This is a genomic window from Mycobacteroides franklinii, from assembly GCF_001853795.1.
In the GTDB taxonomy this organism is placed as follows: Bacteria; Actinomycetota; Actinomycetes; order Mycobacteriales; family Mycobacteriaceae; genus Mycobacterium; species Mycobacterium franklinii.
Map to the genome: position 1 here is coordinate 186,475 of NZ_MLIK01000024.1, position 18,435 is coordinate 204,909.

The following is an 18,435-nucleotide window of genomic DNA, read 5'->3' on the forward strand; positions in this document are numbered from 1 at the left end:
CGGCGTTACATTCCCCACATGATTTACGGGGCGGGGGTGGCGGTGCTGTGCTGGATGGCGGCATTGTCGTATTTCGATATCAGGTATCGCAGGCTGCCGAACTGGCTGACCCTGCCCGCAGCGGTGGCGGTGGTCGCGGTGGCGTTGATCGGGCGCAGCCCGTCGATGGTGGCGGGCGCGGCAGTGCTGACGGGCCTGTACCTGGCCGCACACCTGCTGTCGCCGCGCGCGATGGGTGCCGGTGACGTGAAGCTCGCCTTCGGGACCGGCGGCCTGACCGGGGCGTTCGGATTGGACGCGTGGTTCCTGGCAGCCATTGGAGCGCCGCTGGTGACAGGGCTGATCGGCATCGTGCTCATGGCCTTCGGGCGTCGGAGAGTATCGGTTCCACATGGGCCGTCGATGTGCCTGGCGACGGTTGTGGCGGTCGGGTTGTGCGCACTGACGCCGGGTATCTGACAGAGAAGCATCCGCTGCGCCGATCGATTTGGAGGACCGACCTGCCCGCATGGGACAATGGTGCACGTGTTGCGCTGGATCACGGCAGGTGAATCGCACGGACGCGCGCTGGTCGCGGTCTTGGAAGGCATGGTCGCTGGTGTCGAACTGACATCGGACGACATCGGCAGGCAGCTGGCGCGTCGTCGCCTGGGCTATGGCCGCGGTGCCCGTATGGCATTTGAGGCCGATCAGGTCACGATGCTCGGCGGCGTACGCCACGGCCTGACCTTGGGCGGTCCGTTGGCGATCGAGGTCGGCAACACCGAATGGCCCAAGTGGGAGACCGTGATGTCCCCGGACCCGGTCGATCCCGCCGAGCTGGAGAACATCGCGCGCAATGCGCCGCTCACCCGGCCCCGGCCCGGGCACGCCGACTACGCGGGCATGCTCAAGTACGGATTCGACGACGCCCGCCCGGTGCTTGAACGCGCCAGCGCGCGTGAGACCGCGGCACGTGTAGCGGTGGGCACCGTCGCCAAGGCCTTCCTCAAGCAGGCATTGGGCGTCGACGTGATCTCGCACGTCATCTCCATCGGTGACTCGGAGCCGTATGACGGGCCGGTTCCCGGCGCCGCGGACCTGGCCGCCATCGACGCCAGCCCGGTGCGGGCGTTCGACGCGCAGGCCGAACAATCGATGATCAGCGAGATCGAGGCCGCCAAGAAGGACGGCGACACCCTCGGTGGTGTCGTTGAGGTCGTGGTTGCCGGACTGCCCGTCGGTCTCGGGTCGTTCATCAGCGGAGATGACCGGCTGGACAGCCAGCTGGCCGCGGCCATCATGGGCATCCAGGCCATCAAGGGTGTCGAGATCGGCGACGGGTTCACCACCGCGCGCCGCCGCGGCAGCGCCGCTCACGACGAGATTTACCCCGGCCCCGACGGCATCCTGCGCTCGACCAATCGCGCCGGCGGCCTGGAAGGCGGTATGACCAACGGGCAGCCACTGCGAGTGCGGGCGGCCATGAAACCCATCTCGACCGTCCCGCGAGCGTTGGCGACGGTGGACATGTCCACCGGCGACGAGGCCGTCGCGATTCACCAGCGTTCGGACGTGTGCGCGGTTCCGGCCGCCGGAGTGGTCGCCGAGGCGATGGTCGCGCTGGTGCTGGCCCGCGCCGCATTGGAGAAGTTCGGCGGAGATTCCCTGTCCGAGACCACCACCAATGTCGGTGCGTACCTTGATGCGGTGGCGCAGCGGGAGCCACGCCGAGAATCCTCCACGGGATGAGCCCCAAAGCCGTCCTCGTCGGGCTGCCCGGATCGGGTAAGTCCACCATCGGACGTCGGCTGGCAAAAGCGTTGGACGTCAACATCTATGACACCGATGCCGGTATTGAAACCGAGGCCGGGCGCACCATCGCCGATATCTTCGCCACCGACGGTGAACCGGAGTTCCGGCGTCTGGAGGAATCGGTGATTCGGCAGGCTCTGGACCAACAAGATGGGGTCGTCTCGCTGGGCGGCGGTGCCGTGCTCACCCCGGGCGTTCGTGAAGCGCTCTCCGGACACACCGTGGTGTATCTGGAAATCAGTGCTGCCGAAGGCATTCGGCGCACCGGTGGCAGCGTGGTGCGTCCACTGCTGGCGGGGCCGGACCGCGCCGAGAAATATCACGCACTCATGTCGCAGCGGGTGCCGCTGTACCGCGAGGTCGCCACCATCAAGGTGAACACCGACAGGAGAAACCCGGGCGCCGTGGTGCGAATGATCGTCTCCCGGTTGGAGAACCCCGAGGGGAGTACCGGATCGACCTCGTCCCGGCGACGACGCCCGCGTCGACGCCCCCGTTCACGGCGGCGTAGCTCGGGCGCCGCGGCGGCAACCCAAACCAATACCTCCGGAACCGAAACCAAGGAAAGAGCCGACAATGACTAGCGCCAACCCGACGACGATCAACGTCGAGGTGAACCCGCCCTACCCGGTGATCGTGGGCACGGGCCTGCTGGGTGAGCTGGTGGACGCGCTCAAGGGGTCCGACAAGGTGGCGATCCTGCACCAGCCGACCCTGGCGGTCACCGCCGAGGAGATTCGGAAAACTCTGGCCGACACCGGAATCGAGGCGCATCGCGTCGAAATCCCGGATGCGGAGGCGGGTAAGGATCTGGCCGTGCTCGGCTTCATCTGGGAAGTGATGGGCCGCATCGGGATCGGACGCAAAGACGCCGTCGTCAGTCTCGGGGGAGGGGCTGCCACCGACACCGCCGGATTCGCCGCCGCCACCTGGCTGCGCGGCGTGAAGGTAGTGCACGTGCCCACCACATTGCTCGCCATGGTTGACGCCGCGGTCGGTGGAAAGACCGGTATCAACACCGAGGCGGGCAAGAACCTCGTCGGCGCATTCCATCAGCCGGGGGCGGTACTGGTGGACTTGGCGACTCTCGACTCATTGCCGCGCAACGAGATCGTCGCCGGAATGGCCGAAGTGGTGAAGGCGGGCTTCATCGCCGACCCGGTGATCCTGGACCTCATCGAGGCCGACCCGGCGGCGGCGATCGACCCGTCCAAGCCAGTGCTGCGTGAGCTCATCGAACGCTCTATCGCGGTGAAGGCCAAGGTGGTGGCGGCCGATGAGAAGGAAGCCGAGCTGCGCGAGATCCTCAACTACGGCCACACGCTTGGTCACGCCATCGAGCGGCGCGAGCGCTACCGGTGGCGTCACGGCGCGGCGGTGTCGGTCGGTTTGGTGTTCGCCGCCGAGCTGGGACGTTTGGCCGGGCGCCTGGACGACGAGACCGCCGATCGCCATGCGCGGGTGCTTTCGGCGCTGGGGCTGCCGATCAGTTACGACGCCGACGCGCTGGGGCAGCTTGTCGAATATATGCAGGGCGATAAGAAGACCCGTTCGGGCATACTGCGTTTCGTGGTGCTTGACGGGTTGGCCAAGCCGGGACGTTTGGAAGGTCCCGATCCGTCGCTGCTCGCCGCCGCCTACTCGGTGGTCGCGGGCGAGGCGCGTGGCGAAGGAGTGTTCCTGTGACGGTTCAGGTTCTCAACGGCCCCAATTTGGGACGCCTCGGCAAGCGAGAGGCCGCCGTCTACGGCAGCGCCACCTACGCGGACCTGGTAACTCTCATCGAGGCCGAGGCCGGCGCATTGGGTGTGGACGTTCAGGTGCGGCAGACCGACAGCGAAGCCGAACTGCTCGGCTGGGTTCACGACGCTGCTGACGCCAAGGATCCGGTCATCCTCAACGCCGGCGCGTTGACCCACACGTCGGTGGCGCTGCGGGATGCGTGCGCCGAGCTGACCGCCGGATTGATCGAGGTGCATATCTCGAATGTGCATGCCCGCGAAGAGTTCCGGCACCACTCGTATCTCAGTGCGCTGGCGACCGGAGTGATCGTCGGGCTCGGTGTACAGGGGTACCTGCTCGCCTTGCGCTACATCGCCGGAAATCTGACAGGCTAGAAGACCGCCTCTTCTTCCTGAACCGCCTGGAATACGTCGGTATCGGACTGCTGCAAAGCGGCGTGCTCTTTGTGCTTGCGGTCCACGAGTAGCCGGCCGACGAAGACGCCGACCATGGCGGTCATGAACACCAGCAGCGCGACGAACGCCGCGGTCGTGGTGAGTTCGGCGAGGATGCTCGCGGCATAGATGCCGTCGTTGAAGAGGCTGATCAGCCAGATCAAAAGGCCGCTTACGACGCCGGCGAAGATGCCGCCCAGCAGCCACCACATGGCCAGATCGTCGCGGCGGTCCGGGTCGGGGTTGCGCTGGGCATCGCCGCGGCCGTCGGCGATGGCCCATGCCGACACCGCCGCCAGGAACACCACGACCAGCACGATGTTGATGGCGGTGCCGTGGGTCTCCCAGAGACTGATGGCCAAACCTTGCACCACACGGATCAACACCATGAGGACTGCGAAGACGGCGCCACGGGTGAGCCATCGGGTCGTCATAGAACGTGTTCCAGCCTCGGGCATGGGGTCAGCGTATCGCGGTAGCGTCGACACCTGTGAAGAGTGATGAGCCGCTTGCGCGAAGAACAGCGGGTTCAGGCCCCAGACATATCGACCGCAGAGAGCGGCTCCGGGAGCAGCTACGTACGGACGGGCTCGATGCACTCTTGGTCACCGACCTGCTCAATATTCGCTATCTGACGGGTTTTACCGGATCCGCCGCCGCGCTCTGGGTCGCCGCCGGTGATGGGCCGGACGAGACGGACACCGTGCTGTGCACCGATGGCCGGTATCGGACCCAGGCTGCCGCACAGGTTTCGGATTTGCGCGCCGTGATCGACCGCAGATACGGCGCGGCCTTGGTTGCCCTCGCCGCGTCGGGGCGTGCGGGTTTCGAAAGCCACGTGGTGACGGTCGACGGATTCGACAGGCTGGCGGAAGCGGCCGGAGATGTTGAATTGGTGCGGGCACCGAACCGAGTGGAAAAACTGCGAGAAGTCAAAGACGAGTCGGAGATTCTCTCACTCGAAAGAGCCTGTGCGGCAGCGGATACCGCGTTGTCGGCGCTTATCGAGACTGGCGGGATTCGGCCTGGGCGCACCGAGCGTGAGGTGGCACGTGAGCTGGAAAGCCTCATGGCTGAGCACGGAGCGGACGGCCCATCCTTTGAAACCATCGTCGCCGCAGGGCCGAACTCGGCGATACCGCATCACCGGCCCACCGGTGCGGTGCTGGCGCACGGCGACTTCGTCAAGATCGACTTCGGCGCGCTGGTTGCCGGGTATCACTCCGATATGACCAGGACCCTGGTGCTGGGGGCAGTCGCTCCCTGGCAGCAGGAGATCTACGACCTGGTGCTGACCGCGCAGGCGGCGGGACGCGAGGCATTGGCGCCAGGCGCGTCGCTGAAGGATGTCGATGCCGCCGCACGGGACATCATCACCGTCGCAGGGTACGGAGAGAACTTCGGGCATGGCCTTGGGCATGGCGTTGGTTTACAGATCCATGAAGCACCGGGCATCGGATCGACAGCCACCGGTACACTGCTTGCTGGCTCGGCGGTGACAGTCGAGCCCGGGGTCTACCTGCCCGACCGCGGCGGAGTCCGGATTGAGGACACGCTTGTGGTGCGGCCCGATGGGCCGGAGCTGTTGACCCGGTTCCCCAAGGAACTCACCGTTATCGACTGAGCAGTTATAAGAGGAGACTGAACACGTGGCTTCAACCGCCGATTTCAAGAACGGCCTGGTGCTCAACATCGATGGTCAGCTGTGGCAGATCACCGAGTTCCAGCACGTGAAGCCCGGTAAGGGACCGGCCTTCGTGCGCACGAAGCTCAAGAACGTGCTCTCGGGCAAGGTTGTCGACAAGACCTTCAACGCCGGCGTCAAGGTGGAGACCGCGACCGTCGACCGCCGCGACACCACGTACCTGTACCGCGATGGCGACTCGTTCGTGTTCATGGACAGCCAGGACTACGAGCAGCACCACCTGTCTCCGGAGCTCGTCGGCGATGCCCACCGCTTCCTGCTGGAGAGCATGACCGTGCAGGTCGCTTTCAACGAGGGTGCCGCGCTGTACGTCGAGCTGCCGGTCTCGGTTGAGCTGGTGGTCACCCACACCGAGCCGGGTCTGCAGGGCGACCGTTCCAGCGCAGGCACCAAGCCCGCCACGATGGAGACCGGCGCCGAGATCCAGGTGCCGCTGTTCATCAACACCGGTGACCGCCTGAAGGTGGACACGCGCGACGCCAGCTACCTCGGCCGTGTGAATGGCTGAAACCGGCCCAGCCGGGCGAGTGTCCGGCAAGGGAGGGCGCCGAAAGGCCCGCAAGCGGGCCGTAGACCTGCTGTTCGAGGCCGAGGCGCGCGATATGACGGCCGCCGCGGTCGCCGACGAGCGTCGTGCGTTGGCGGCGTCGAAGCCGGACGTCGAGCCGTTGAACCCATACACGGTGACCGTCGCGCACGGCGTCACCGAGCACATCACGCACATCGACGAGCTGATCTCCTCGCATCTGCAGGGCTGGACGTTGGCCCGGCTGCCCGCCGTGGACCGCGCGATCATGCGGGTCGCGGTGTGGGAGCTGCTGCACGCCGAGGACGTACCCGAAGTGGTGGCTGTCGATGAGGCGGTCGAGTTGGCCAAGCAGCTCTCGACCGATGAATCACCGGCGTTTGTGAACGGGGTGCTGGGTCAGCTCATGCTGGTGACCCCGCACATCCGTGGTGGTGCGGCAAGGCCGTCCGACTAACCGTCGATATCCAGGGCGTCGGCCAGTCGGGACGGGACTTTCGCTTCGGCGAAATCCGGATACCAGCGGATCGTGATGTCGCGTAGGGCGATCTGGGCCTCAAGCTGGCATGCCACCCCGACGAGACCGGCCAGGGTGCGGAACATCATCACGTGCTCGGTGGGGATTTCCAGTACTGCACCGCCCATGAACTCCTGGCCCCGTGCGAGCCCTGGTATCTGTGCGGCGTTGCGCTGTAACCAGCGCCGGTCGAATTGGAATGTCGACGCCCAGAGCGGCTCTGCGAACGGTCCGAAGTAGGCCAGCAGATCCTCGGGTGACACCTGTGCGCCAGGCCGGCTGAATCCGGCCGCGCTCAGCGCGGTGTTCACCTCATCGAATACCAGTTTCCTCAGGTCATCGGGAAGCTCATCGAATCGCACCTGCTCGGCAAGCTCCGCCTGCCGCAGCGCATCCAGATATCGCAGCGCGGTGCGATGCACTGTGGTGACCGCGCCAAAATCGAGGACCGCTAGCCGGCCGTCCGGGGTGAGCTGGTAATTGCCAGGGTGCGGGTCGGCATGCATCAGTCCGATGCCCGACATCGAGGCGCCACAGAATTCGAACAGCAGCCGGGCGGCGGTATTCCGGGTTTCCTGACTGCCATTTCGGATGATGTCGGCGAACGGGCGACCGGTTACCCATTCGGTGACGAGGACATTGGGCGAGGAAGCGACCACCCTCGGCACCAGAAACGTCGGACTGTCGGCGAAAGCGGCGGCGAATGTGCGCTGGTTGTCCGCCTCGTTGCGGTAGTCGAGTTCCTCGGCGATCCGTTTGCGTACCTCGGCCAGCATTGGTCGCACGGCGATCCCGGGAAACACTCGATCCATGAATCGACTGATCTGGCCGACCCGTCGCAGGTCCGACCGAAGGGCGGCGTCCACCCCTGGGTACTGAACTTTGACGGCCACCAGCCGGCCGTCGTGCCACCGGGCATGGTGCACCTGGCCGATGCTGGCAGCAGCGGCGGGTTCGTTGTCGAACTCGGCGAATCGATCACCCCAGCGTGTGCCCAACTGCTCAGCGAGTACCCGATGCACCTGCTTGCTTGAGATGGGAGGCGCCGAGGCCTGTAGTCCCGTCAACGCGGCCCGGTACGGCTGGGCGTACTGCTCGGGTATCACGGCTTCGAAGATGCTCATCATCTGGCCGAATTTCATCGCGCCACCCTTGAGTCCCCCGAGTACCGCAAAGAGCTGTTCGGCATTGTCGGCAGACCACTGCGCGGCGATGGTCTCCGCATCGCCTCCGGCTATCCGGCGTCCCAGCCCTTTGACAGCTCGTCCCGCCGCTCCCAACGGCAGGCTTGCCAGCTTCGCGGTGCGACGTACGGATCCCCGGGCGATGTCCTCCACGCCCACATTGTGCGCTCGCTGTCGGTTCAGCCGAGCTGGATCTCGAACACCGGGATCACTCGGTCGGTCAAGGTTTCGTACTCGGCGAACCCCGGCGCGCGCTGTTTCACGATTTCGAATACGCGATCGCGCTCGGCGCGGGGGAGTTCCACAGCGGTGGCGTTCGTCTTGGGATGGGAGCCGATCTCCACCTCGATGCTCGGATTGGCGCGCAGGTTCGCGACCCAGGCAGGATTCTTCGGCCGGCCCGCCGATGAGCCGACGATGTAAGTCTTGCCGTCGATATCGAAGTAGGCCAAGGGATTAACACGTTCTGCGCCCGACTTCGCCCCGGTGCTCGTGAGAAGCAGCAACGGAAAGCCCTCGAACTGGCCGCCCACCTTGCCGTCGTTGGCCCGGAACTCGGCGATGTTCGCCTCGTTGAATGATTGCTCGGTGCCTGATGGTTCGCTCATCATCATCTCGATTCATTTGGGTTGGACTGGTTCCATTGATGTCAATGCCATTGACATCAATGGGTATTCCTGGCACCGTGAAAGCATGACCGAGAACTTGCAAGAAATGTTCGAATCCTCCTATCGCGGTGAGGTACCCGAGCAGCTCGCCGCTCGGCCGCCATGGAGCATTGGGCAGCCGCAGCCCGAAATTCTGACGCTTATCGAGCAGGGCAAGGTGCACGGTGACGTGCTCGACGCCGGCTGCGGAGAGGCCGCGACGGCCCTGTACCTCGCGGAACGGGGCCACACCGCCGTAGGCCTGGATGCCGCGCCCACCGCGATCCAGCTGGCCAAGGGTTACGCGGCCGAACGCGGTCTGACCAACGTCACCTTCGACGTCGCCGACATCTCGAACTTCACCGGGTATGACGGTCGTTTCGGAACGATCATCGATTCCACGCTGTTCCACTCGATGCCCGTCGGGTTGCGGGAGGGGTACCAGCAGTCGATCATTCGCGCCGCGGCGCCGGGTGCCAATTACATCGTGCTGGTCTTCGACAAGGCGGGCTTCCCGCCGGATGTCGACGGGCCGTACCCGGTCACCGAGCCAGAGCTGCGGGGGATCGTGTCGAAATACTGGACCATTGACGACATCAGCCCGGCACGGCTGTATGCCAATGCCGACGGTTTCCAGCGGGGCGGTGCGCAGAGCTTCGCCGAGGTCCGTGCGGAATCCAACGGCCGGGTCTCGATGGCGGGCTGGCTGCTCCAGGCGCACCTGGACTGACGCGGCAGCTACAGCGCGGCGTAGACCGCCTGCCCGAACTGCACGTGCAGCAGCTGCAGTCGGAGCGTCGAAGTGCGTGCCAGAGCAGCCTTCGGGTCAAGTTCGGGCATGCGCCACTGCGGCAGGAACATCAGGATGGAGTCGGCCTTGGGATCGGCGTGCCACCAGGTGCCGAATGCGCCCGGCCAGCCGAAGGTGCCGGCCCCGCCGGGCCCGAACAGCGCGGCCTCGTTGGGATCCATGACAACCGACAGGCCGAGGCCGAACCCGCGTCCGGTCCAGTACGGCAGGCCGAAGGCCGGTAGTCGCCGCTGAGCCGGGGTTAGCCGGTTGGTGCGCAGCGCGCGGGTTGATTCGGGGGACAGGATGCGCACGCCGTCGGCCTGGCCGTCGCCCAGCAGTGCACGCGCAAAGGTCAGGTAATCGCGGGCAGTACTGGCCAATGCGCCTCCACCGCGGCACAGCGCGGGCGCTGACGTGGGCATAGCGGTCAGATAGCCGCTGTCTGCCACCTCGATCGTGTCGTCGTCGCCGATGCCATACAGGCGTGCCAAACGGTTCGCCTTGTGCTCGGGGACGAAGAAGTCGGTGTCGTTCATGCCGAGCGGGTCCAGGATCCGTTGGCGTAGAAGCTTGTTCAGCGGTAGTCCGACCGCACGGGCGATGAGCAGGCCGAGTACATCGGTGGAATGGCCGTAGTGGAAACGCTCGCCGGGCGGGTACACCAGCGGCAGTGCGGCGATGGCGGCGAGCCACTCGTCGGGCTCGCTGAACGCCGCGGTGTGCAGCGGGTGGTAGGCCTTGGCGATAGGCCCGGTGGAGATGAAGTCATAGGTCAGCCCGCTGCGATGGGTCAACAGATCCTCGACCGTTATCGCACGCGGCGCCCGGAACGTGTCCTCCAGGGAACCGTCTGGGTCTTTGAGCACCCGCATATCGCCGAACTCGGGCAGCCAGGTGGTGATCGGGTCATTCAAGTGAATCGTGCCCTCGTCCACCAAGCTCATGGTTGCCGCACTGATCACCGGTTTTGTCATGGAGGCGATGCGAAAAATGGTGTTTTCGGCCATCGACAGGCCCGCGTCGATATCGCGATAGCCGGTGGCACCCAGGTGTCTGAGCTGCCCGCCCTGCCACACCAGCGTTACGGCTCCGGCGAGAATGCGGTCGTCGACCGCGGCACGGATCGGGGCGAGGGCGTGGTCGAACGTGTCGTCGAGGTCCGGCATCACTCCATCCTGTCAGCCGAGGCCGATGGGTGCCCGGATGCTAAGCTCCCTGGCGGTAAGTGACATCCTTTAACGATCCGTCCAGTGAGGCGGAGAAGGAGGTCTCGCGTAAGCGTGGGCGCAGTATCAGAAGGACGCGAGTTGTTGTCCGCCGCAGATGTCGGCAGGACCATCTCGCGTATCGCGCATCAAATCATCGAGAAGACCGCGCTTTCCGACTCCAGTGACGCCCCGCGCGTCGTACTGGTCGGCATCCCGACTCGCGGCGCCACCCTTGCCAAGCGGCTGGCCGCCCACATCACCGAATTCTCCGGCGTCGAGGTGCCCGCGGGATTCCTGGACATCACGCTGTACCGCGACGATTTGCGCAACAAACCGCATCGTCCGCTCGAACGCACCTCCATCCCCGAGGGCGGTGTCGACGGTGCGCTGGTTGTCCTGGTCGACGACGTGCTGTTCTCCGGACGTACCGTGCGCTCGGCGCTCGACGCACTGCGAGACTTGGGTCGCCCACGTGCGGTGCAGCTCGCGGTGCTGGTTGATCGCGGGCACAGGGAACTGCCGCTGCGCGCAGACTACGTCGGCAAGAACGTGCCGACCGCACGCTCGGAAGACGTCAAGGTCCTGCTGACCGAACATGACGGCCGCGACTCCGTGGTGATCAACAGCGGAGAGGGAGCGGCCTCGTGAAGCACCTGCTGTCCGCGGCTGACCTGACCCGCGACGAGGCTACCGCCATCCTCGATGACGCCGACCGGTTCCTGCAGGCGCTAGCGGGGCGTGAGGTCAAGAAGCTGCCGACCCTGCGCGGGCGCACCATCATCACGATGTTCTACGAGAACTCCACGCGGACAAGGGTTTCCTTCGAAGTTGCGGGTAAGTGGATGAGCGCCGACGTGATCAATGTCAGTGCCTCCGGTTCCTCGGTGGCCAAGGGCGAGTCACTGCGCGATACCGCGTTGACCTTGCGGGCGATCGGTGCCGATGCGTTGATCGTCCGTCACCCGGCATCGGGTGTCGCCGCCCAGCTGGCTCAGTGGACTGCCGAAGGTGAGGGTGGCCCGGCAGTCATCAACGCCGGCGACGGAACCCATGAACACCCCACGCAGGCGCTGTTGGATGCGCTCACCATCCGTCAGCGGTTGGGTGGGCTGGAAGGCTGTCGCGTCGTGATCGTCGGGGATATCCTGCACAGCCGGGTTGCGCGGTCAAATGCCCTGCTGCTCAATACTCTTGGTGCCGAGGTGGTGCTGGTGGCGCCGCCGACGCTACTGCCCGTCGGTGTTGAGACCTGGCCGGTGACGGTCACCCATGACTTGGATGCGGAGCTGCCGGGCGCCGATGCGGTGCTGATGCTACGGGTGCAGGCCGAACGCATGACGGGTGGATTCTTCCCGTCGGCACGCGAGTACTCGGTGCTGTACGGCTTGTCCGAGGCTCGACGGCGCCTCCTCCCCGAACACGCGGTGGTGCTGCATCCGGGTCCGATGCTGCGTGGCATGGAAATCGCTTCCTCCGTGGCGGATTCTTCGCAATCCGCTGTTCTGCAACAGGTATCGAATGGAGTGCATATCCGTATGGCCGTGCTTTTCCACCTGCTGGTCGGTTCCTCCGATGGCTCAGAGGCGGTGCCCGCATGAGTGTCTTGATCAAGGGCGTACTGCTGTACGGGGAGGGCGAGCAGGTCGACGTCCTCGTCGAGGACGGGCAGATCACCCGCATCGAGGCCGGTATCGGGCCGGGCATCGAGACTGAGGTCGATACGGCCATCGAAGCGCCCGGTCAGGTGCTGCTGCCCGGATTCGTCGACCTGCACACACATTTGCGTGAGCCGGGCCGTGAAGACACCGAGACCATCGACTCCGGTTCGGCCGCAGCGGCGCTGGGTGGCTACACCGCGGTCTTCGCGATGGCCAACACCAATCCGGTGGCCGATAGCCCCGTGGTGACCGACCACGTGTGGCACCGCGGCCAGCAGGTGGGTCTCGTTGACGTGCATCCGGTCGGTGCCGTCACCGTCGGGCTGGAGGGCAAACAACTCACCGAGATGGCGATGATGGCCCGCGGGGCCGGCCGGGTGCGGATGTTCTCCGATGACGGTAAGTGCGTGCACGATCCGCTGGTGATGCGGCGTGCCCTGGAATACGCGAAGGGCCTGGGTGTGTTGATCGCCCAGCATGCCGAGGAGCCACGGCTCACCGTCGGCTCGGTAGCGCATGAGGGTGCCAACGCGGCCCGGTTGGGCCTGACCGGTTGGCCGCGCGCTGCCGAGGAATCCATCGTCGCGCGGGACGCCATCTTGTCCCGCGATACCGGCGCCCCGGTGCACATCTGCCACGCCTCCACCGCCGGTACCGTCGAGCTGCTCAAATGGGCCAAGGGACAAGGGATTTCCATCACCGCCGAGGTGACCCCGCATCACCTGTTGCTCGATGACGGTCGGTTGGCTTCCTATGACGGGGTGTACCGGGTGAACCCGCCGCTGCGCGAGTCCAGCGATGCCGAAGCATTGCGCCAGGCCCTCGCCGACGGCGTGATCGACTGTGTGGCAACCGATCACGCGCCCCACGCCGATCACGAGAAATGCTGCGAGTTCGCCGCGGCCCGACCTGGAATGCTCGGGCTGCAGACCGCGCTATCGGTAGTGGTGCAGACGATGGTGAAACCCGGGTTGCTCACGTGGCGCGATATCGCCAGGGTGATGAGCGGGCGCCCGGCGCAGATCGTCGGCCTGCCCGATCAGGGGCGTCCGATTGCCGTCGGCGAGCCCGCCAACCTGACCATCGTGGACCCCGATGCCACCTGGACTGTCACGGGCGACGGATTGGCCAGCAAGTCGGCCAACACCCCATTCGAATCAATGACATTGCCTGCCACGGTGACCGCCACGCTATTGCGTGGCCGTGTCACGGCACGGGACGGGAAGGTGGTCGAGTGAACCACGGGGACTTCATCGGTGCGCTCATCATGGCGGGTGCCTCACTGACCTTGACAGTGCTGCTCTTTCGTCTGATGTGGCGCGGCTGGCATGCCCGCGCGCAACGGCAGACCGATGCCGTCGGAGAACTGCCGGTCATCCCGACAGACCGCGGCGACATGGTCATCGAACCCGTCGAAGGCCTCTATGTCGGTAGCACCATCGCGCCGGACTGGCAGGACCGCATCGCCGTCGGTGACCTGGGCTACCGGGCCAATGCCACTCTTACTCGATACTCTCAGGGAATCCTGTTGGAGCGCAGTGGAACCGGAGACATCTGGATACCGGCCGATGTCGTCACCGAGATCCGTACGGCCAAGGCGCTGGCGGGCAAGGTGCTCACCCACGACGGGATTCTCGCGATTCGGTGGCGGCTGCCTTCGGGCACCGAGATTGACACAGGTTTTTTGGCCCGACCGCGCAGTGAATATGAGGAATGGAAGCAGGCGTCATGAGTGACAAGGCGGTGCTCGTTCTCGAAGACGGGCGGGTATTCACCGGTAAGCCGTTCGGCGCGGTGGGTGAAACCCTCGGCGAGGCGGTCTTCTGCACGGCCATGTCGGGGTACCAAGAAACCCTGACCGACCCGAGTTACCACCGGCAGATCGTGGTGGCGACGGCCCCGCAGATCGGCAACACCGGGTGGAACGACGAGGATGACGAGAGCCGCGGCGGCAAGATCTGGGTGGCCGGTTACGCCGTGCGCGATCCCTCGAACCGGGTCTCTAACTGGCGTGCCACCGGGTCCCTGGACGACGCCCTCAAGGGGCAGCACATCGTCGGCATCGCAGGCATCGACACCCGCGCCGTGGTCCGGCACCTACGCACCCGGGGGTCGATGAAGGCCGGCATCTTCAGCGGTACCGTCGCCGACGCGCCCACCGACTTCCTGCTGTCGCGCGTCAACGGCCAGCCCTCGATGCTGGGCGCGGACCTGGCGGGGGAGGTGAGCACCGACGACACCTACATCGTGGAACCCGATGGCGCGCATCGCTTCACCGTGGCCGCGCTGGATCTGGGGATCAAGACCAATACCCCCCGAAACTTCACACAACGCGGTATCCGTGTACAGGTGGTGCCCTCGTCCATCAGCCCGGACGAGCTGCTCGCACTTGCGCCTGACGGGGTGTTCCTGTCCAACGGGCCGGGTGACCCGGCCACCGCGGACCACGTGGTGGCGGTGACACAGTCGGTGCTGCAACAGAAGATCCCGCTGTTCGGCATCTGCTTCGGCAATCAGCTGCTGGGCCGGGCACTGGGCAGGTCCACCTACAAGATGACCTTCGGGCATCGCGGCATCAACATTCCGGTCATCGATCACGCGACGGGCCGGGTCGCGATCACCGCGCAGAACCATGGCTTTGCCCTCGAAGGTGAGGCGGGTGAGCAGTTCGATACGCCGTTCGGGCGCGCTGAGGTCAGCCACACGTGCGCCAACGATGGCACGGTGGAAGGGATCCGGCTGTTGGACGGATCGGCTTTCTCGGTGCAGTACCACCCGGAGGCGGCGGCGGGACCTCATGACGCCGAGTACCTCTTTGACCAGTTCGTCACGGCACTTGAGAATCGGGGTAACCGCTGATGCCACGTCGCACAGACCTCAACCACATCCTGGTCATCGGTTCCGGGCCCATCGTGATCGGTCAGGCCTGCGAGTTCGACTACTCGGGTACCCAGGCTTGCCGGGTGCTGCGGTCAGAGGGGTTGCAGGTCAGCCTCGTCAACTCGAACCCGGCAACGATCATGACCGATCCGGAGTACGCCGACAACACCTATGTCGAGCCCATCACTGCCGAGTTTGTGGAGAAAGTACTTGCCGCACAGGCGGAAAAGGGCAACAAGATCGACGCCCTGCTGCCGACGCTGGGCGGCCAGACCGCGTTGAACACCGCGGTCGCGCTCTACGAGAACGGTGCACTGGACCGGTACAACGTAGAGCTCATCGGCGCCAACTTCGAGGCCATCCAGCGCGGCGAGGACCGGCAGCGGTTCAAGGACATCGTCGCGAAGGTCGGTGGCGAGTCGGCGAAGTCGCGCGTCTGTTTCACCATGGACGAGGTCCGCGATACCGTTGCCGACCTCGGATTGCCGGTCGTGGTGCGCCCGTCCTTCACGATGGGCGGCTTGGGCTCCGGCATGGCCTACACCCCCGAGGATGTCGAGCGGATGGCGGGCGAGGGACTCTCGGCGTCGCCGTCGGCGAATGTGCTGATCGAGGAATCCATCTACGGGTGGAAGGAATTCGAGCTCGAGCTGATGCGCGACAGCCGTGACAACGTGGTGGTGGTGTGCTCGATCGAGAATGTCGACCCGATGGGTGTGCACACCGGCGATTCGGTGACGGTCGCTCCCGCGATGACGCTCACCGACCGCGAGTACCAGAAGATGCGCGATCTGGGTATCGCGATCCTGCGTGAGGTCGGCGTGGACACCGGCGGCTGCAATATTCAGTTCGCCATCAATCCGCGCGACGGTCGCCTGATCGTCATCGAGATGAACCCGCGTGTGTCGCGCTCAAGTGCGTTGGCCTCCAAGGCAACCGGTTTCCCGATCGCCAAGATTGCGGCCAAGCTGGCCATCGGGTACACGCTCGACGAGATCGTCAACGACATCACCAAGGAGACCCCGGCCTGTTTCGAGCCGACCCTGGACTACGTCGTTGTCAAGGCACCCCGGTTCGCCTTCGAGAAGTTCCCCGGTGCCGACGCCACCTTGACCACCACCATGAAATCGGTGGGTGAGGCGATGTCCCTGGGCCGCAACTTCGCCGAGGCGCTCGGGAAGGTCATGCGCTCCCTGGAGACGACCGCGGCGGGCTTCTGGACCGATAATGCCGGGCCCATCGAGGATCTGGACGCGTTCCTGCAGGAGCTGCGAGTGCCGCGTGACGGCCGGCTCTACGGCATCGAGCGCGCGCTGGCCGCGGGTGTTCCCGTCGAGCAGGTCGCCGAGATCACGGGTGTCGACCCGTGGTTCGTCGAAGAGATAGCGCAGATCAACCGTTTGGGCACCGAGCTGCGTGATGCGCCGATCCTCGACGAGGAGTTACTGCGCCGCGGCAAGCACTACGGGCTCTCCGATCGCCAGATCGCGGCGCTACGGCCGGAGTTGGCGGGGGAGAACGGCGTTCGATCGTTGCGCCACCGGATGGGTATCCGCCCGGTGTACAAGACTGTCGACACCTGCGCCGCTGAATTCGAGGCCAAGACGCCGTATCACTACTCCAGTTACGAGCTGGATCCGGCCGCGGAGTCTGAGGTGGCCCCTCAGACCGAGCGTCCCAAGGTGCTCATCCTCGGCTCGGGCCCCAACCGCATCGGGCAGGGCATCGAATTCGACTACAGCTGCGTACATGCGGCGACCACATTGTCGGAGGCCGGATTCGAGACCATCATGGTCAACTGCAACCCGGAGACGGTGTCCACCGACTACGACACCGCCGACCGCCTCTACTTCGAACCGCTGACGTTCGAGGACGTGCTGGAGATCTACCACGCCGAATCCGAATCGGGTCGCGGCGGACCGGGTGTCGTCGGCGTGATCGTGCAGCTCGGTGGGCAGACTCCGCTGGGGCTGGCCAAGCGTCTGGCCGACGCCGGAGTGCCGGTGGTGGGCACCAGCCCGGCGGCCATCGACCGTGCCGAGGATCGCGGTGTGTTCGGTGACCTGCTGGTGTCGGCCGGGCTGCCGGCGCCACGGTTCGGTACCGCAACGACTTTCGAGCAGGCCAAGCAGATCGCCGCCGACATCGGCTACCCGGTGCTGGTGCGCCCGTCCTACGTGTTGGGCGGACGCGGCATGGAGATCGTCTACGACGAGGACACCCTGCACGGCTACATTGCCCGCGCTACCCAGCTCTCACCCGAGCATCCGGTGTTGGTTGACCGCTTCCTCGAAGACGCCATCGAGATCGACGTGGACGCGCTGTGCGACGGCACCGAGGTCTACCTCGGCGGCGTGATGGAACACATCGAGGAGGCCGGTATTCACTCCGGCGACTCCGCGTGTGCGCTGCCGCCGGTCACGCTGGGGCGCAGCGATATCGAAAAGGTGCGCACGGCCACCGAGGCCATCGCGCACGGCATCGGCGTGGTCGGTCTGCTCAATGTGCAGTACGCGCTCAAGGACGATGTGCTCTACGTCCTGGAGGCGAACCCACGCGCCAGCCGCACGGTGCCGTTCGTGTCCAAGGCCACGGCGGTTCCGCTGGCCAAGGCATGCTCCCGCATCATGTTGGGCGCCACCATCGCCGGTCTGCGTGAGGAGGGTCTGCTGCCCGCCGAGGGCGACGGCGCCACCTCGCCGCCCGGGGCGCCGGTTGCGGTCAAGGAGGCCGTGCTGCCGTTCCACCGGTTCCGCAAGGCCGACGGCAGCCAAGTGGACTCCCTGCTCGGGCCGGAGATGAAGTCGACCGGCGAGGTCATGGGCATCGACGCCGACTTCGGCAGCGCGTTCGCCAAGAGCCAGACCGCCGCGTACGGTTCGCTGCCCAAGGAGGGCACCATCTTTGTCTCGGTGGCCAACCGTGACAAGCGCTCCCTGGTGTTCCCGGTGAAGCGGCTCGCGGACCTCGGATTCAAGGTGCTGGCTACCGAAGGTACGGCAGAGATGCTGCGCCGCAACGGAATACCGTGTGAAGAGGTGCGCAAGCACTATCAGGAGCCAGGCGGGACGCTGCCCGCCAAGTCGGCGGTTGACGTCATCAAGGCCGGCGAGGTTGCGATGGTCATCAACACCCCGTACGGGAACTCCGGGCCACGTGTCGACGGCTACGAGATCCGTTCCGCCGCCGTATCGATGAACATCCCGTGCATCACCACGGTGCAAGGCGCGTCGGCTGCCGTGCAGGGTATCGAGGCAGGTATCCGCGGTGATATCGGCGTGCGTTCACTTCAGGAACTGCACGCGGGCTTGCGATGAGCCCTTTGGGTGAAGAGCGTTCGGCGGCG

The 18,435-nt window shown here is 65.6% G+C and carries 19 protein-coding genes; 15 read left to right on the forward strand and 4 right to left on the reverse strand.

What is annotated here, in order from left to right:
- Positions 1 to 18 precede the first annotated feature (18 nt).
- The 5 genes from BKG76_RS20325 to aroQ all read left to right on the forward strand — a co-directional run bounded on the left by BKG76_RS20325 (position 19) and on the right by aroQ (position 3,911).
- The gene (locus tag BKG76_RS20325) at positions 19 to 459 is read left to right on the forward strand and encodes a prepilin peptidase (RefSeq protein WP_070939524.1); all 441 of its coding nucleotides are present in this window, start codon (positions 19 to 21) and stop codon (positions 457 to 459) included.
- Positions 460 to 525: 66 nt separating this feature from the next.
- A complete protein-coding gene (aroC, locus tag BKG76_RS20330; RefSeq protein WP_070940015.1) occupies positions 526 to 1,731 on the forward strand; it encodes a chorismate synthase in 1,206 nt (401 codons plus the stop codon).
- On the forward strand, positions 1,728 to 2,378 hold the full coding sequence (locus BKG76_RS20335; protein ID WP_070939525.1) for a shikimate kinase: 651 nt from the start codon (positions 1,728 to 1,730) through the stop codon (positions 2,376 to 2,378). Before aroC ends, BKG76_RS20335 begins: the two co-directional genes overlap by 4 nt.
- Positions 2,371 to 3,480 carry a 3-dehydroquinate synthase gene (gene aroB, locus BKG76_RS20340; protein WP_070939526.1) on the forward strand — a complete coding sequence of 370 codons (1,110 nt, stop codon included), beginning with the start codon at positions 2,371 to 2,373 and terminating at the stop codon, positions 3,478 to 3,480. Before BKG76_RS20335 ends, aroB begins: the two co-directional genes overlap by 8 nt.
- A complete protein-coding gene (gene aroQ, locus BKG76_RS20345; protein WP_070939527.1) occupies positions 3,477 to 3,911 on the forward strand; it encodes a type II 3-dehydroquinate dehydratase in 435 nt (144 codons plus the stop codon). Before aroB ends, aroQ begins: the two co-directional genes overlap by 4 nt.
- Here the strand turns inward: aroQ and BKG76_RS20350 are convergent.
- A complete protein-coding gene (locus BKG76_RS20350) occupies positions 3,908 to 4,429 on the reverse strand; it encodes a B-4DMT family transporter (protein WP_207543798.1) in 522 nt (173 codons plus the stop codon). The two genes, aroQ and BKG76_RS20350, sit on opposite strands and share 4 nt — an antisense overlap.
- 32 nt (positions 4,430 to 4,461) lie before the next feature.
- On the opposite strand from BKG76_RS20350, the gene BKG76_RS20355 reads away from it, so the two are divergent.
- The 3 genes from BKG76_RS20355 to nusB are packed head-to-tail and all read left to right on the forward strand — an operon-like array spanning position 4,462 to position 6,659.
- A complete protein-coding gene (locus BKG76_RS20355) occupies positions 4,462 to 5,595 on the forward strand; it encodes a M24 family metallopeptidase (RefSeq protein WP_070939528.1) in 1,134 nt (377 codons plus the stop codon).
- Between the two features lie 25 nt (positions 5,596 to 5,620).
- Positions 5,621 to 6,184 carry an elongation factor P gene (efp, locus tag BKG76_RS20360; protein WP_070939529.1) on the forward strand — a complete coding sequence of 188 codons (564 nt, stop codon included), beginning with the start codon at positions 5,621 to 5,623 and terminating at the stop codon, positions 6,182 to 6,184.
- Entirely contained in the window at positions 6,177 to 6,659 is a 483-nt protein-coding gene (gene nusB / locus BKG76_RS20365; RefSeq protein ID WP_070939530.1) for a transcription antitermination factor NusB, read from the forward strand. The genes efp and nusB overlap by 8 nt, the downstream gene beginning before the upstream one ends.
- Here the strand turns inward: nusB and BKG76_RS20370 are convergent.
- Both BKG76_RS20370 and BKG76_RS20375 read right to left on the reverse strand, forming a co-directional pair.
- A complete protein-coding gene (locus BKG76_RS20370; protein ID WP_070940017.1) occupies positions 6,656 to 8,056 on the reverse strand; it encodes an ABC1 kinase family protein in 1,401 nt (466 codons plus the stop codon). The genes nusB and BKG76_RS20370 overlap by 4 nt on opposite strands.
- A 26-nt stretch (positions 8,057 to 8,082) precedes the next feature.
- The gene (locus BKG76_RS20375) at positions 8,083 to 8,511 is read right to left on the reverse strand and encodes a nitroreductase family deazaflavin-dependent oxidoreductase (protein ID WP_070939531.1); all 429 of its coding nucleotides are present in this window, start codon (positions 8,509 to 8,511) and stop codon (positions 8,083 to 8,085) included.
- An 85-nt stretch (positions 8,512 to 8,596) separates the two neighbouring features.
- Here BKG76_RS20375 and BKG76_RS20380 point away from each other — a divergent pair, with 85 nt between their 5' ends.
- Entirely contained in the window at positions 8,597 to 9,280 is a 684-nt protein-coding gene (locus tag BKG76_RS20380; RefSeq protein WP_070940018.1) for a class I SAM-dependent methyltransferase, read from the forward strand.
- A gap of 8 nt (positions 9,281 to 9,288) precedes the next feature.
- Here the strand turns inward: BKG76_RS20380 and BKG76_RS20385 are convergent, their stop codons facing one another.
- A complete protein-coding gene (locus BKG76_RS20385; RefSeq protein ID WP_070939532.1) occupies positions 9,289 to 10,509 on the reverse strand; it encodes a serine hydrolase domain-containing protein in 1,221 nt (406 codons plus the stop codon).
- A gap of 114 nt (positions 10,510 to 10,623) precedes the next feature.
- On the opposite strand from BKG76_RS20385, the gene pyrR reads away from it, so the two are divergent.
- The 6 genes from pyrR to carB are packed head-to-tail and all read left to right on the forward strand — an operon-like array spanning position 10,624 to position 18,406.
- Positions 10,624 to 11,199, forward strand: a complete 576-nt coding sequence (gene pyrR / locus BKG76_RS20390) for a bifunctional pyr operon transcriptional regulator/uracil phosphoribosyltransferase PyrR (RefSeq protein WP_083338151.1) — start codon at positions 10,624 to 10,626, stop codon at positions 11,197 to 11,199.
- A complete protein-coding gene (locus tag BKG76_RS20395; protein ID WP_070939533.1) occupies positions 11,196 to 12,149 on the forward strand; it encodes an aspartate carbamoyltransferase catalytic subunit in 954 nt (317 codons plus the stop codon). The genes pyrR and BKG76_RS20395 overlap by 4 nt, the downstream gene beginning before the upstream one ends.
- Positions 12,146 to 13,447 carry a dihydroorotase gene (locus BKG76_RS20400; RefSeq protein WP_070939534.1) on the forward strand — a complete coding sequence of 434 codons (1,302 nt, stop codon included), beginning with the start codon at positions 12,146 to 12,148 and terminating at the stop codon, positions 13,445 to 13,447. The genes BKG76_RS20395 and BKG76_RS20400 overlap by 4 nt, the downstream gene beginning before the upstream one ends.
- Positions 13,444 to 13,941: a PH-like domain-containing protein gene (locus BKG76_RS20405; RefSeq protein WP_070939535.1), complete on the forward strand. Its 498-nt coding sequence runs from the start codon at positions 13,444 to 13,446 to the stop codon at positions 13,939 to 13,941. Before BKG76_RS20400 ends, BKG76_RS20405 begins: the two co-directional genes overlap by 4 nt.
- Complete coding sequence (gene carA, locus BKG76_RS20410) at positions 13,923 to 15,068, forward strand: glutamine-hydrolyzing carbamoyl-phosphate synthase small subunit (protein WP_407937665.1); 1,146 nt, start codon at positions 13,923 to 13,925, stop codon at positions 15,066 to 15,068. The genes BKG76_RS20405 and carA overlap by 19 nt, the downstream gene beginning before the upstream one ends.
- Positions 15,068 to 18,406: a carbamoyl-phosphate synthase large subunit gene (carB, locus tag BKG76_RS20415; protein WP_070939536.1), complete on the forward strand. Its 3,339-nt coding sequence runs from the start codon at positions 15,068 to 15,070 to the stop codon at positions 18,404 to 18,406. Before carA ends, carB begins: the two co-directional genes overlap by 1 nt.
- Positions 18,407 to 18,435 lie beyond the last annotated feature (29 nt).

Coding starts and splice junctions, on each gene's coding strand:
- BKG76_RS20325 (WP_070939524.1), top strand. CDS start 19: ATGATTTACGGGGCGGGGGTGGCGGTGCTGTGCTGGATGGCGGCATTG.
- BKG76_RS20335 (WP_070939525.1), top strand. CDS start 1,728: ATGAGCCCCAAAGCCGTCCTCGTCGGGCTGCCCGGATCGGGTAAGTCC.
- aroB (WP_070939526.1), top strand. CDS start 2,371: ATGACTAGCGCCAACCCGACGACGATCAACGTCGAGGTGAACCCGCCC.
- BKG76_RS20350 (WP_207543798.1), bottom strand. CDS start 4,429: ATGCCCGAGGCTGGAACACGTTCTATGACGACCCGATGGCTCACCCGT.
- nusB (WP_070939530.1), top strand. CDS start 6,177: ATGGCTGAAACCGGCCCAGCCGGGCGAGTGTCCGGCAAGGGAGGGCGC.
- BKG76_RS20375 (WP_070939531.1), bottom strand. CDS start 8,511: ATGAGCGAACCATCAGGCACCGAGCAATCATTCAACGAGGCGAACATC.
- BKG76_RS20380 (WP_070940018.1), top strand. CDS start 8,597: ATGACCGAGAACTTGCAAGAAATGTTCGAATCCTCCTATCGCGGTGAG.
- BKG76_RS20385 (WP_070939532.1), bottom strand. CDS start 10,509: ATGCCGGACCTCGACGACACGTTCGACCACGCCCTCGCCCCGATCCGT.
- BKG76_RS20400 (WP_070939534.1), top strand. CDS start 12,146: ATGAGTGTCTTGATCAAGGGCGTACTGCTGTACGGGGAGGGCGAGCAG.
- carA (WP_407937665.1), top strand. CDS start 13,923: ATGGAAGCAGGCGTCATGAGTGACAAGGCGGTGCTCGTTCTCGAAGAC.
- carB (WP_070939536.1), top strand. CDS start 15,068: ATGCCACGTCGCACAGACCTCAACCACATCCTGGTCATCGGTTCCGGG.